This is a genomic window from Psychromonas sp. SR45-3, from assembly GCF_014163575.1.
Classification (GTDB): Bacteria; Pseudomonadota; Gammaproteobacteria; order Enterobacterales; family Psychromonadaceae; genus Psychromonas; species Psychromonas arctica.
This window is the reverse complement of sequence record NZ_JACJDP010000029.1, coordinates 36,330-49,895: the sequence shown is the minus strand read 5'-3', so window position 1 is coordinate 49,895 and position 13,566 is coordinate 36,330. Positions and strand designations below refer to the sequence as shown.

The 13,566-nt window shown below is 35.4% G+C and carries 7 protein-coding genes, 1 tRNA gene and 2 rRNA genes; 7 read left to right on the top strand and 3 right to left on the bottom strand.

Annotated elements, in window-relative coordinates; translation table 11 throughout:
• Positions 1–179 precede the first annotated feature (179 nt).
• The 5 genes from rrf (H5084_RS14345) to H5084_RS14325 all read left to right on the top strand — a co-directional run bounded on the left by rrf (H5084_RS14345) (position 180) and on the right by H5084_RS14325 (position 3,992).
• A 5S ribosomal RNA gene (gene rrf / locus H5084_RS14345) occupies positions 180–295 on the top strand.
• Positions 296–364: 69 nt separating this feature from the next.
• Positions 365–480 (top strand): 5S ribosomal RNA (gene rrf, locus H5084_RS14340).
• An 8-nt stretch (positions 481–488) separates the two neighbouring features.
• Positions 489–564 (top strand) — tRNA-Thr (locus H5084_RS14335).
• Positions 565–1,477: 913 nt separating this feature from the next.
• Positions 1,478–2,557, top strand: a complete 1,080-nt coding sequence (locus H5084_RS14330) for a nucleoid-associated protein (RefSeq protein WP_182690998.1) — start codon at positions 1,478–1,480, stop codon at positions 2,555–2,557.
• Positions 2,541–3,992, top strand: coding sequence for a hypothetical protein (locus H5084_RS14325; protein WP_182690996.1), 1,452 nt, complete (start codon positions 2,541–2,543; stop codon positions 3,990–3,992). The genes H5084_RS14330 and H5084_RS14325 overlap by 17 nt, the downstream gene beginning before the upstream one ends.
• 435 nt (positions 3,993–4,427) lie before the next feature.
• Here H5084_RS14325 and H5084_RS14320 read toward each other — a convergent pair whose 3' ends face one another.
• Entirely contained in the window at positions 4,428–4,679 is a 252-nt protein-coding gene (locus H5084_RS14320) for a hypothetical protein (RefSeq protein WP_028867879.1), read from the bottom strand.
• A 422-nt stretch (positions 4,680–5,101) separates the two neighbouring features.
• Between H5084_RS14320 and H5084_RS14315 the strand changes: the two genes are divergently transcribed.
• Positions 5,102–6,523, top strand: a complete 1,422-nt coding sequence (locus tag H5084_RS14315) for an MDR family MFS transporter (RefSeq protein WP_182690994.1) — start codon at positions 5,102–5,104, stop codon at positions 6,521–6,523.
• 249 nt (positions 6,524–6,772) lie between these two features.
• Here H5084_RS14315 and H5084_RS14310 read toward each other — a convergent pair whose 3' ends face one another.
• Positions 6,773–8,497 (bottom strand): GGDEF domain-containing protein, encoded by a 1,725-nt coding sequence (locus tag H5084_RS14310; protein WP_182690981.1) that lies wholly within the window; start codon positions 8,495–8,497, stop codon positions 6,773–6,775.
• Positions 8,498–9,260: 763 nt separating this feature from the next.
• On the opposite strand from H5084_RS14310, the gene H5084_RS14305 reads away from it, so the two are divergent.
• Positions 9,261–10,433 (top strand): NRAMP family divalent metal transporter, encoded by a 1,173-nt coding sequence (locus H5084_RS14305; protein WP_409077640.1) that lies wholly within the window; start codon positions 9,261–9,263, stop codon positions 10,431–10,433.
• Positions 10,434–10,757: 324 nt separating this feature from the next.
• Here H5084_RS14305 and H5084_RS14300 read toward each other — a convergent pair whose 3' ends face one another.
• Positions 10,758–12,821 carry a bifunctional 2',3'-cyclic-nucleotide 2'-phosphodiesterase/3'-nucleotidase gene (locus H5084_RS14300; RefSeq protein ID WP_182691014.1) on the bottom strand — a complete coding sequence of 688 codons (2,064 nt, stop codon included), beginning with the start codon at positions 12,819–12,821 and terminating at the stop codon, positions 10,758–10,760.
• Between the last annotated feature and the right edge of the window lie 745 nt (positions 12,822–13,566).

The window sequence follows — 13,566 nt, the reverse complement described above, 5'->3', positions numbered from 1 at the left end:
ACCAAGACAAGTCAAAGAAGACGTTAAAATATACGCTTGTGAAGTGTATTTACTAAAATATTTTGTGATTAATCAGTTTTCCTAGTGTTTTTATATTTGAAGCCCGCCACCGGACATTAACAAAAAGACGTTAATCTCCTCATGGCCTTTGAATAAAAAGACATTCAAAGTTTTTATTGCTTGGCGACAATAGCGCTGTGGTACCACCTGATCCCATGCCGAACTCAGAAGTGAAACGCAGCTGCGCCGATGATAGTGTGGGGTCTCCTCATGCGAAAGTAGGTCATCGCCAAGCGCCTAATTCAAAACCCCAGTCCAATGACTGGGGTTTTAATATTTATAACGCTATAAATATAAGATTTTTTCTGATAATAATAGCGCTGTGGTACCACCTGATCCCATGCCGAACTCAGAAGTGAAACGCAGCTGCGCCGATGATAGTGTGGGGTCTCCCCATGCGAAAGTAGGTCATTATCAGATCCCCATTTGCTGATATGGCTCAGTTGGTAGAGCGCACCCTTGGTAAGGGTGAGGTCGGCGGTTCAAATCCGCCTATCAGCACCATTCCCCTGTTCCATATCATCAAAAACTTTACTTCCAATATCAATTACTATTCAATTTAATTAGCTTTCTTAATTTATCCTCAGAACTTCATGATTTAAAAATTTAACTTACTAAAATCGATTTCTATTAAGTTATCAGGAATTAAGTTACCTGATTAATGCAATCTCTATAACACTGCCAGAACACCCTATATTTGCCTTCTAAAGCGATCCTAAGCATCGCAGTATCTATAATGGTATCTTTTGTCGTTATAACCATAAAGCACCTATCCGCTAGTCTATTGCTCTGCATCCATTACTGAAATTACTGGTTCGAGTTTAACTCAGGGGAACAGGGAGAGTTATAGAGTTTTTACTGTGAATGTACGACTTGGGTATCCGGCTTTTTTTGCTTGTTTACGCTCGATGGATCAAAGTGAGCGTAATTAGTTAAATACATTCGACTTCAATATAAACGACTTAGAACGGTATAATTATTGGAAAGGCAAAAAGAAAGACCTGACCCTCGGCTTTTTTACCTTCATCACTTTGAAGGATAATGAATTGTCCTGTGGTGCTTAGTTTATCAGTCATCCGATTTGCCAACATTTTAATAAGTTAACACTGAAGAAAATTTTACATAAATAACAGGGGAAATATGGATTTACTGTTAATTAAATTAAAGCAGTATAAAAGTGACCTGTTTGGGTTTGATAGCTGTGGCGAAACCATTATGATATATGACATCCCCCTCTCACTGTTCCTACCCTCAAGTATAGTTTAAATGGGGAATTAACTGATTTAGGAGCAGATAAATTAATGTTTATATCACAGAATTAATAATTAACTATACAAATAAGTGTAATAAGTAAAGCTTATCTACCATAGGGAGTATATTTAAAAAATTATAAACTTTCGTAATATAAGGAAAAATAATGGCTAATGAACGTCCGTTAGTAATTAATCAGGTAATGCGAGATAGTATTAAAATTCATGATTTTATCTACCATATTTTGATTACTTCGGCAGAGGAAGTTGATTACCTTCAGCAAGTGACGCTAACTCCTAAACAAACTAATTTTTTTAAAGATATGATTGCAGAATCATCCCGTGGCACTAAATATGAATTTATAGATAAACAAAGATCATCAATATTTAATGATTGTTCAATCATTATTGACAACCCAGACGATGATGATTTTTTTATTAACCAAAGTGAAATCATTGCAAAAAACTTTAAAGAAAAACATGACAAACGAATGGCAGATGGAATTGTTATTGTTACAGTGTTTAGTATGGAAGTTAACTTGAAACGTGTACGGTTTATTGCAATATTAAAATTAGATTACAAACCTGTTTTACAACAAGTTAGAGACCCAATAAAGCCGAAACACGTTATATTTAATGAAATAACCGATACTTTACTTGAAGATAAATCAGCTATCCAAAAGCGAGCGATAATTGATATTAGTGAATCATTTAAGTGGGATGTTATTGCAGTAGAGAGAAGTAAAACAGCAGCAGAGCAAGATACAGAAACAGCAATTGGAGAGCACTTTAGTACTTTTTTAAATGTACGACTGTTGATGAATAACAGTACATCAACAAGAAAAGCTATAAGCCATGTATTTGTTTGGGCAAAGCAACAAGAAGATATTATTCCAACTGACATTAAAGCAAGAGTTATACATTATATTGAAGCCCATAACGAACAAAATATAACTATGGATGATATTCGAGATTTAGTTTGTAATCACGAAGATGACAATCGTAAAGTCAAATTAACTAATAGCTTTAATGCATTTATGGATGAAGTCGATTTTAGTGGTGTACAATTTACAGCGATGCAAAATAGCATCCCACCATCAGAAAAGAAAAGCAAAGTAAAAACAAATAAAAACGTTATCATTGAATGGCAAGGTGAACGTCAAGACGCAGGGATCAGCATAGTCACTAAGGCTGGTAAAACTACCATAACTATAATTGCAGACAACTTGGATGATCTCACTAAATAAACTCTGCCAATGCCTTGAAGAATTAGCAGAGGGGACAGATAAAAAAACTGAGAATTTAGACTCTTTCTTTATTGCGGGAAGCTTTTCGGCGTCCGCAGAAAAAACTTTGAATAAAATTATATCCATATTTAAAGACTCAGAAATGAATCCATATTTTCACTTGCAGTTAGATGGTGAGAAAGTTGAACTAAGCAATTTCAAAGAGTATCGCGACAATGACCCTTATATAAATGCTTTTCAACTCACTTTTGAAAAGAAGAAATATATCCAAAAACTGTTCTCTGGTAATGGTGATATTAATGAAATCCTATTTATTTCATTAGACATATTTAACAACAATGAAAACGGCCTCTGTTTAGACTCACCTTTCATAAAAGGACCAATAAATAACTCAACTAATACTAGAGTTCATGTTTTTAAATTACAAACCCCCTTTGGCGGGCCCAGGTTAGCGATTGTTCCGTTAAATGAAGAAAATATTGATAAGTCATGGTTATCAGGAGGAAAGCTACCAACATCTGATACTTTGTTAAAGCAAATTCATTTAATAACAAATGAGAACATCATCATTGCTCCTAGAGAGTTTCAAGTTACATGGGGGGACTTGTCTACCAGTTCTTCTCTGCCTTTTAGGTTAGCTTATGCTCAGCACTTACTTATTGCATTATGTTCTGATTTTTATTCTATTGATAAAGTTTTACTCAAAGGTGTTAAGCATATAGATGCAAATATAACGGTGACTGATGAAACTAGCATTACTGCTTGCTGGCTAAGTAAAGTAACGGAATGTGTGGAGTGGTGTTATAGCGTAGAAGATCCTGATGTACGCATTCAGTTACTAATTGATAGGCTTTCTCTCGACTATAAAGATGGAAGTTTACTCGACTTAAATACTGATATATTCAAGAATGCACTGGAGCAAGCTCGTAACAATTACAAGTTCGTAATAGCTAAAAAAAGTGATGAATATAGAAAAGAACTTAAAAATATCTACTCAGATATTCAATCCGTTACTAATAAATTTGCAGAGAAAACTTCATTATTATCTTCCGAATTATTGAAAACATTATTGGCTATTTGTTTTGTTTTTACTGTTGGTACAATTTCAAAAGCAATTATCAATAACCAATTACTACATTCGAACGAAGGGCTCTTTTTATTCAAAGTCATATCAATTTATTTAGCGATGAGCTTCTTCATTCGATGGCTAAATATAAGCGCAGATTTAAAAATATCTTATCGAGCACTTAATGATTGGTCAAATAAACTACATAGCCACATTTCAGTAGAAGAAGTTAAAAATGAAATAGACAAACAAACATTTTGGTCTAAAGTTTTTTACCGTTGTTCGCTAGCCTTTGTCGCCACTGTTCAACTATCTATTGCTTTAGCTGCCTACTATGCGGAGGGCGTATTAAAGCTTTTAGGTCTTTAGGTCTGAATTTATGTTTGCAATGTATTATCATTTACGCTTTATTAGCCTGCTACTCTTCATTGTCTTCCCATTGTAGCTTTATGTAAGTGGTGAGGATGGTTTAGGAAATTAGCTGGTAACTTTATTTTAAAGTAACCTCTCACGTAACCTTTTGTTTTTTGTTTGTCATTGTTGGCATGTAAGATGCTGTTTATTGGTGCTTATATTTTCCTGTTCGAAGATGCCTATCGCACCATTCCCCTGTTCCATACCATCAAAACTTTACTTTCAATATCAATTACTATTCAATTTAATTAGCTTTCTTAATTTATCCTCAGCAAGAAAGCCGAGGGTCAGGTCTTTCTTTTTGCCTTTTTATCAATGCTAATGAGGACAGCACTTATTGCTAGCCCTCATTATTACATTTAAAAATATTTTTGATTTAAATACTTGGCATTAATGCTGAGTGGGGTTGGTGCCATTGCGTACTAAATCTTGGCCTGTTTGAAAAACCTCTTCTGTAACCCAGCGTGAAAGCAGTAATTGGTGTTTATCATCTAATACTGCGACAAAACGGCGTCCATCTTTATTGTTGGTTGCCAGTGCCACACCTTCGATGTTCGTAAGCCCTAGTCCACCGTTTTCAACGAGTTTTAAAAAATTTTCTAACTCTTTTAGGGTTGAAATAATCTTGTCATCGCTATTCATGTTGTGTTTCTCTTTATTGTTTAATATGTTGTCGTTACATACATTTTTATTAAATGCATTATTGCAGGGATGTTACGGTGTTTACTTTTTTAAGGCAATCCTTGGCTTACTTAAAGGCTTATCCGCTTGATCACGATTGAGAACTGTATTACTAAAAATTAAAAAACTAAAAAACTAAAAATTAAACTGTCTCGTTATTATTAAAGGATTGATATCTTCTACGTTAATTCTTGAGCGAAGTGTATTCACTTAACTTTTAAATTACTCCATTTTAACTGCGTAAAATTTAGGTCATCTTATTGTGCAATGGTTATCAGAAATAGATTGATGTGTTTTGTTAATATGTCATTATTTAATATCTTAATTCTTTAAATAATGAGCGTCGACTTGAATCTGTTATTCCTACTATTTCTTCCAGCATCATGAGCTCTCCTCTAACGCGACAAGCTTTCCTCGTTTTCTTTTCAGCGGTATTCTTACCGATGTTTTTAGCGGCGGTTGATCAAACTATTTTAGCCACGGCCACACCGAGTATTGTCGGCGACCTTGGGCAGCTTCATTTATCTTCTTGGATAGCGATAGGTTATCTATTAGCGACGGCTGCGTCAGTGCCTGTTTATGGCTGGTTAGGTGATCGTTATGGGCGTCGTAATATATTGATTTGGGCACTGGGAATATTCAGCTTAGGATCCGTGATTGGAGCATTAGCGCAAGATATGCCGCAAATGATTAGTGGGCGTGTGATTCAAGGCCTTGGAGGCGGTGGTTTGATGAGTCTTTCTCAGGCATTAATTGCTGAATTAATACCTCCACGACAGCGAGCTAAATACCAGGGGTATTTCGCGGCTATGTTTGCTTGTGCAAGTGTTGGTGGGCCTGTTATCGGAGGGTTAGTCGTCACCCATTATTCATGGCATTGGTTGTTTTGGGCGAATATTCCTTTAGCGTTAATTGCCGTATGGCGATTACTTCGTTTAACGCCTAAAGCTACGCTTGAACATCGACACAAACCTATCGATTGGACAGGGTTAGTTATATTTCCATTATTATGTACTTTGTTTTTATATTGGGCATCTGTTGCCGGGCAAGATTTTGAGTGGATATCTGTAACAAGTGGTTATTACTTACTTTTAATTTTGCTACTAGGGGCTTTGTTCTATCGTAATCAACATCGCCATGCAACGCCATTTTTACCCAATGAGTTACTTAAAAATAACGCTATTTATATTCCACTGATCACCTCAATGTTATTTGCAGCCTGTATGTTTGCTTTGATATTTTTCTTACCGATTTATTTACAATTGGGGTTAAAGACTAATGCGGCAACTTCTGGGTTATTACTTTTACCATTAACGATAGGGCAGATTTCAGGAGCGTTAATAAGCGGACGTATTATGGGGAAAACAGGCATTCCTAAATGGATACCTGTGGTTGGAATGTCTTTATCTATGTGTGGTTTTATCGCGCTGGGGTCATTGACTCCTGAGCCACTTATTGTCGGGTTACTGGGTATGCTTTGTGGTATTGGGTTTGGTACTGTTATGCCCACCACACAATTAGTGATTCAAACGGTTGGTGGAAAAGCCAATGTGGGTTCAGTTACTGCGTTAGCTTCTTTGTGTCGTAACTTAGGGGCTGCGATAGGCACCGCTTTATTTGGGGCGTTGATTTATTCGTTATTGCCCGGGTTTGACCATAATACCAGTATTGAAGTGTTACGAAGTGGCCCACAGGAGCCTGTTATTGCAGCGTTTCAAACTGCCTTTTATGTTGCCGCTGTGATTGCTGCTTTAGCTGCACTTAATGCCGCTCGTGCGCCTCTTGTTCATCTTGCGAATGAATAGAAATATTCCCCCTAAAAATTCTAATGCTTATGCAGTGCAACGCAGTTATCCATAGTATTAGTGGGTGAGATTTGACTAGAACGGTTGAGCTAGAGTTGTTGGGAGCGCATTGTTAAACATTTAATAAGAGGTTTAATGGGGAGCTTGATGCTGCCACATTGAGCTAAACTGAATTAAATCGAACTATATTGAGCTATATGGAACGGAGCTAGACGGAGCTAAGCTAAACTTACAATTTATTATCTGTCGTTAACCTGATGTGACACAATTTTTGCCGCTTCCTTTAGAGACATATAAGAATCTATCGATTTTTTTGAAAATGGAATCTTTAGAATCCTGAGCACTAATTTCTGTTAAGCCAATACTGAGCGTGACTTTAACCTTATTCTCAGTATTCAGGCTAATATCTACTTTCTTTCTTATTTTTTCAATAACGGTTTTACTTTCTTCCAAGGTAGTACTTGGGAAGATGACAATAAATTCCTCTCCCCCTATGCGATAAACCATATCGCCATTTCTAATGCTAGATTGTAATGCTTTCGCGATATTTTTTAATACAGTATCTCCAAAGCTATGACCGTAAGTATCATTTATTTCTTTAAAATCATCGGCATCAAAAATAGCGATTGAAAATGTCGTGTCATATCTTTTATATAAAGAAACCAATTCCTCTATTTTTTCATCGTAAGCTTTTCTATTTTTAATCTCTGTTAGCGAGTCTATATAGGAGAGTTCTTTATTCATTTTAATTTGGTAATTTAATTCACTTAACATCTGATTATAGCTATCGATTAATACACTGATGTCTTTAATCGCAGATGTTTCATCATTGATCATTTCATTATTTTTAATAACTTTGGTGATTGAGGTTATTTTTGATGTTATTTGTTTTTGTTTAAAACACTCAAAAATAATCAAAAAAAGTAATACTAAAATAGTTATAAACAAAAATGTATTAAGGTTGTTTTTTAAGCTTTTATCTAAGGGGGCTAGCGGAAAAGAGGTTTTAATAAATAGCAAAGTGCCACTTTCTTTGCCAAATAATGAGCCGGTAGCGGAGTAAAAATTGACTATATTGTCTTGTTTATCCACAAAGCTTATTAATGTTTCATTTAAGGGGATTATTTTTTCTAATGCTTTATTTAAGCTGATTGTTCTTGTATCTATATTGGCAAGCTGCTCTATTTTTGGATCTTTTAATGCAATGTTAATATCCAATAAGAACTCTTTTGTGACCTTCCTACAATATTCATTATGCTCATCTTTAGACTTAAAATCTCCGGACTTTACATCAATATCTTGTATAAAAAACTCAGTGGCGAGATATAAGCTCGTCTTACTCTTGTCTGAGCTAAGGTAATGTAATTGCTTATTTATTTCAGAACTATAATCCAGAGAAAAGCCTATCTGAAGAATATATTTTTGATCACCAGATAATTTAATTAAATACCTTTTTAATCTTGAATCAATATCTAGTTTAGGAGAAGAGATGTCTACTTTTATCTTTTTGCTGAACATATCGTCAAAGAGATCTTTTACAATTTTAAATTGCCCTAAATTTAGCCCTATTTCTTTTTCATATGATGCTTTTTCAATAATATAATCTTTGTTAATCATGAAAATTTCATACTTACCGAACTGTACATTTTTGTTTAATATATTTTCAGCATTTTTTAAGTCAAAATTTTCTTTTTGATTGCCATATAACTCAGATAATAAATCAAGCTTTTCAAGATTTTCAGCTTCCGCTTGGATAAACTGATATTCTAACTTATCGAAAATTAACCTGAATTTTTCTCTGATTTCTAATGATTTGTTGTAGTTGTTATTGTGGAAGTTTGCTGAGGTGCTGTGATTGGCGGCGTTGTATTGGTAATAAAGACCTGAAAATATAACGATGAAAAGACTAACGAAGACAAAAACGTTAAAAGCTTTTAAGCTGATTTTGTTATTCAACAAATCATATATCTGCATAATTGATCAAAATTTTGGTTATATCCATTATTACCATTACTTTATGAGGTTTAAAATTGATGTTACATGATTAATTGACAAAATAAAGTGTTCTATATCAACCCTATTTTTATGATCAAGTCCCAATCAAACCATAATCAAGCGATTATCAATAAATATCTTGAACCTTCGTTCAGTTTTCATCTCCACCCAGTCTTTATAGGTTACTGATATAGAAGCTACTTTTAATAACATCTTCTTTTAGATGTTCAAATGAACCTGCAGGGCTTGCATTCAGCGGGGTGGAGAGAGTTAGCTTGTTCGCAATCAATAATAAATTAAAGTTGTGAGATGGGTGATTGATTACACTAAGCATATTGGAGTATTTAAGCCGTTTATCTTGATCGAAATGTTTTTAAGAAAAATAATAAACGCCAAAAATGAGGTTAAAAAGGCCATTATCAGCAACTGTAACGGTACAGTTTATTGATAGTGTCTATTTTCAATGAATTAGAGCGCAGTCCGTCATATTGTTGTGCTGCTGTTGAGGGGGATTGAAGGTGCAGATGTCGAGTAACTGATCAAATATAAAAATAGTTAAACCGGTAAACTTATCTTTAAGCTTTTCTTTCATTAAGTCTTTTAAAGTAGTGACTTACTCTTTTTTATTACTGTTAATTTCTGTATCTTAGCTTTCCATATTAATGCATATCTAGAGTTATACATGAATCAATCCGTATCTACATTAAAATCTCGTCTTAATGCCTTCGGTCCTGGCATATTAATGGCCACCGCCGCTATCGGTGGCTCTCACCTCGTTGCTTCAACCCAAGCTGGTGCTATTTTTGGTTGGCAATTATTATGGTTAATTGTTGCTGTTAATGTCCTTAAATATCCATTTTTCCGCTTTGGTGTTGAATATACATTAGCGACAGGTAAGAGTTTGATTGAAGGTTATCAAAGTCGTGGGCCTTGGTTTTTCTATAGCTTTATTGTACTGAATATTATTGCAGCAATAGTGAATACGGCTGGGGTGATTTTATTAACCGCTAGCCTGTTGCATTATGCATTACCCATAAGTGTTTCTATTACTTTATTATGTTGGTTGATTTTAGCTGTATGTTTAGTCATTTTATTACTCGGGCACTTTAAAGCCTTAGATAATGTCGCTAAAATTATTATGGTTATCCTAACAATTACGACGGTGATCGCTTTCATTATTGCCTTTAATAATGGTGCAATGGCGCCCGCTGATTATGTGGGTCCTTCTCCTTATGAATTAGTGATGCTTAGCTTCATGGTGGCGTTGATGGGATGGATGCCAGCACCTATTGAAGTATCTGCATTGAGCTCATTATGGTTGAAAGAAAAACAAGCGCAGCAAGTGATCACAAGAAAACAAGGTTTGCTCGACTTTAATGTTGGTTACTGGTTAACGGCCGGGCTTGCGTTAGTCTTTTTTGGGTTAGGTGTACTGGTTCAATATGGGCAAAGTAGTACTGTTGTCTTAGGGGGCGTGGCATTTGCTAAGCAACTTATCGATATGTATGCACTTACCATTGGCGAATGGGCTCGCCCTTTAGTGTCCGTGATTGCTTTTTTATGCCTGTTTGGTACGACTTTGACCGTCTTAGATGGTTATGCTCGTACCCTTAACGAATCTCATAAACTATTAGGTTTTAAGCAGTCTAAACACAGTTTGAATATTTGGTTATTATTACAATCCTTTACAGGGATGGCGGTTATTTTATTCTTTAAATCGTCACTTGCTCCGATGCTGACGTTTGCGATGACCCTGGCGTTTGTGACCACACCGGTATTTGCTTGGCTTAACTTTAAATTAGTACGTTCTGAAGCAAGTATTAAACATAGTTTATTACTACGTAGTTTAAGTTGGCTGGGCTTATTGTATTTAGTGGGGTTTGCAGTGACGTTTGTGGTGTGGAAAATGTTATAACTTAAACATCTCTTAACCTAACTCTTGATCTATAAACCATGATTCATAGTCTATTATAAATTTTCAAAGTGTTACTTAATACTTCGATAAATAAAAAGCTTGAAAATATTGTTTTGAAGCTTTTTTCTACCACCATATTAATCTCTCAAATACGCTATAGTGATTCGAATTAACTTTCTTTCATTGGCAATCTTTTACTTGCTACAGATTGACGTGTTCTGCGCTTTTTTATTTCTTCGAATTGCTTTTATAGTATTGATTTTAGTGATTTTTAGCCTTTATTGAGCGTTAGCGATATAAAGCCTCCGAAAAGGCTTTTTTATCTTAAGGAGCGGTTCTTAAATCAATATTGTAAACTGCAAAACCTAGTTCATCAGTACCAGCTCGTTTGATTAATGGGCGTTGTCCATATGTACCAACAAAGGTATCTGCTGTTGTGCTGTTTTGGGTTTCAAAGCGAACATCGAGTGCAACCGGTGTATCAATATCTAGGAAGTCCCAGTTATTGTCTGCAGAGGGATCAACGGTACCATTGGCAGCCGTTTCAGAGGTGATGTAAGCAGCCAAAACATCACGGTTAGTATCAGGTTGTTCCATCACCACATAATCACTACCCGTACCTGCAAATTTTCCGCCGAATGCTCGGTAGTTGTTAGTCGCAATAATAAACTCTTGCGCTGCTAATTCATCGCCTGTGATTTGATTATTTTCTTCATCAGTATAAGTTAAATCAACAATACGTTGAGCATTAGAGTTAATAACGGCGCAGTCACCATCAAATTTACTTGGCTGTGTAACATCGACTTTGTAAGTGACTCCATCAATGACATCAAAGTTATAAGTACGGTGATCTTGCCAATTAATTAAGTATTGCGGTTCGGTACTATTTTTATCAATTTGATTAAATTGATTTACACTACACTCTAGCCAATCTTTTAATTGTGCGCCTGTCACTTTAAGTGCTACTACTGTATTGGGGTAAAGGTATAAATCGGCAGCATTTTTATAGGTAAGGTCACCACTTGGTACTTGAACATAAGAGTCAGCATCTGAACCTGCACTATGGCGACCACCTGCTTTAAACGGCGCGGCAGCCGATAATACTGGCAATCCTTTTAGCGAGTCGTTATCTGATGATGCCACTTGATCTTTAACGTATTGCATTTGTGCATTCGATACGATCTGAACTGTTGGGTCATCTTGTACTAACGTTAAATAGCTGTACATGTCACTGTCTGCTTTACCAATTGGCGCATTCACAAACTCTAAAGTTGCTTCGTGTTCAATGGCGACGGCATCCTGAATATCTTTATCTGCTTCAACAACTGCTACTTTAGTATTTGTCTCATTACGTGTATAGATTTGGCGTGATTCTGATGTGGCGCTTTTAATTGTCCATTTCTGATCGCTATATTCTAAGTCAAAATCAATTACACCTAGGTTATCACCCCAACGTCCCGGCATGACTGCAGGAATTCCGTTAATTAATCCTTTTTCTATATCAACATTTGGGATGTCTGCAAACTGTGAGCTTGGGAAAACGGAGTGACTGTGGCCAAACATAATGGCATCGATACCATCAACCGTTGTTAAAGCATAAGTCGCATTTTCTGCATTGACGTCACCTGGATTCTCACTAGAGCCAATACCTGAATGCGGAATAGCAATAATAATATCAGCACCAGCAGCTTGCATTTCAGGGATAAATTTCTGAGCGGTTTCTACGATGCCTTTAACCGTTACTTTTCCATCAAGATTTTGTTTATCCCACTGTAGAATTTGTGGAGGCACAAAACCAATATATCCAACATTGATAGTACGTTGCTCGCCTTTATTATCAATGATTTGAGTCTTTTTAATTAAGTAAGGAGTGAATAGGTTTTCGCCGGCTTCTTTACCATCCCAACAATCTGCTTGGCAATATACGTTGGCATTAATATAAGGGAAATTAGCACTGTTAATTGCTTTTTCAAGAAAATCGAGCCCGTAGTTAAATTCATGATTACCTATATTTCCGACTTCATATTCTAGTAAGTTCATGGCTTTATGAGCAGGATGGGTAGCGAACTCGTTACCTTTATTGAATTCACTTGCGATATAATCACCCATTGGGCTGCCTTGCAGCAAGTCACCGTTATCAACCAGTAGCGTATTATCCACTTCTGCTCTCGCTAGTTTGATAAGACTTGCAGTTCGAGTTAAGCCGATTGTGATATCTGTTTTTGTTTGGTAATAATCATAATCCATCACATTGGCATGAATATCTGAGGTTTCAAGTACACGTAGCTGTGCTGAAAAGGTGTCATCAGCGTTAGTATCGTTAGAGTTACAGCCTTGAAGACCGATTGCTGATGAAATTAACATGGCAAGAAGTGTTTTATTCAAAATATTGTTCCCTTATATTTAAGTTAAAGATCCGTTTTCAAAAAGCAGCTTATTGTTAGTTCGTGATATTTAATACCTGCTCTTGTTGCTTAATTTTTTGAGCTACATGGGTAAATTTTGTAATTTACTAGCACGATATTGATCATCACGTTAACCATGCTTTTTATGTTGGCGCTTATTTAGACTAAGTAATCAGGATTGCTTAAAGTGTGAGCGAGTTAATAGTAACGAGCATTAATGTTCTTGTGATATATCTAATTAACAAAACGTGTTGTTTTTGTGTTTTTAAATGGTCTAGGTGATTGATTTTAAATGACTATTTGTTTTTTGTTTTCTGTTGTATGTTGAGGTTTTAAGTTGCTGTTTTTTGTCATCTAAAAGCCGATCTGTTTGCATCAGTTATGCTTTTTTAGCTATTAAATAAGTAGAAAAAACAGAATATGAAGTAGGTTAAAAGAACGTTTTTTATATTTATTTACAGGCTTAAGACATATAGAGACTGGAGGCCGACTTCGAAGGGGAGATATTTATTATTGACGCATAGTCATTAAAATATTAATTACTATTAGTTAAAATTAATTTGAATTTACCCAATTTGATTTGTTTTTAGAAGCGCATATTTTTTATCAAAAATTAAAAATTATTTTTTCTGTCTTTCATTTAATTCGCTTGATATTTTTAACTCGATTTTCGTTTACGGATTCCAGCAGTGTTTAATTGTGCTTATTATAGAGGGTAAATTGAGCAC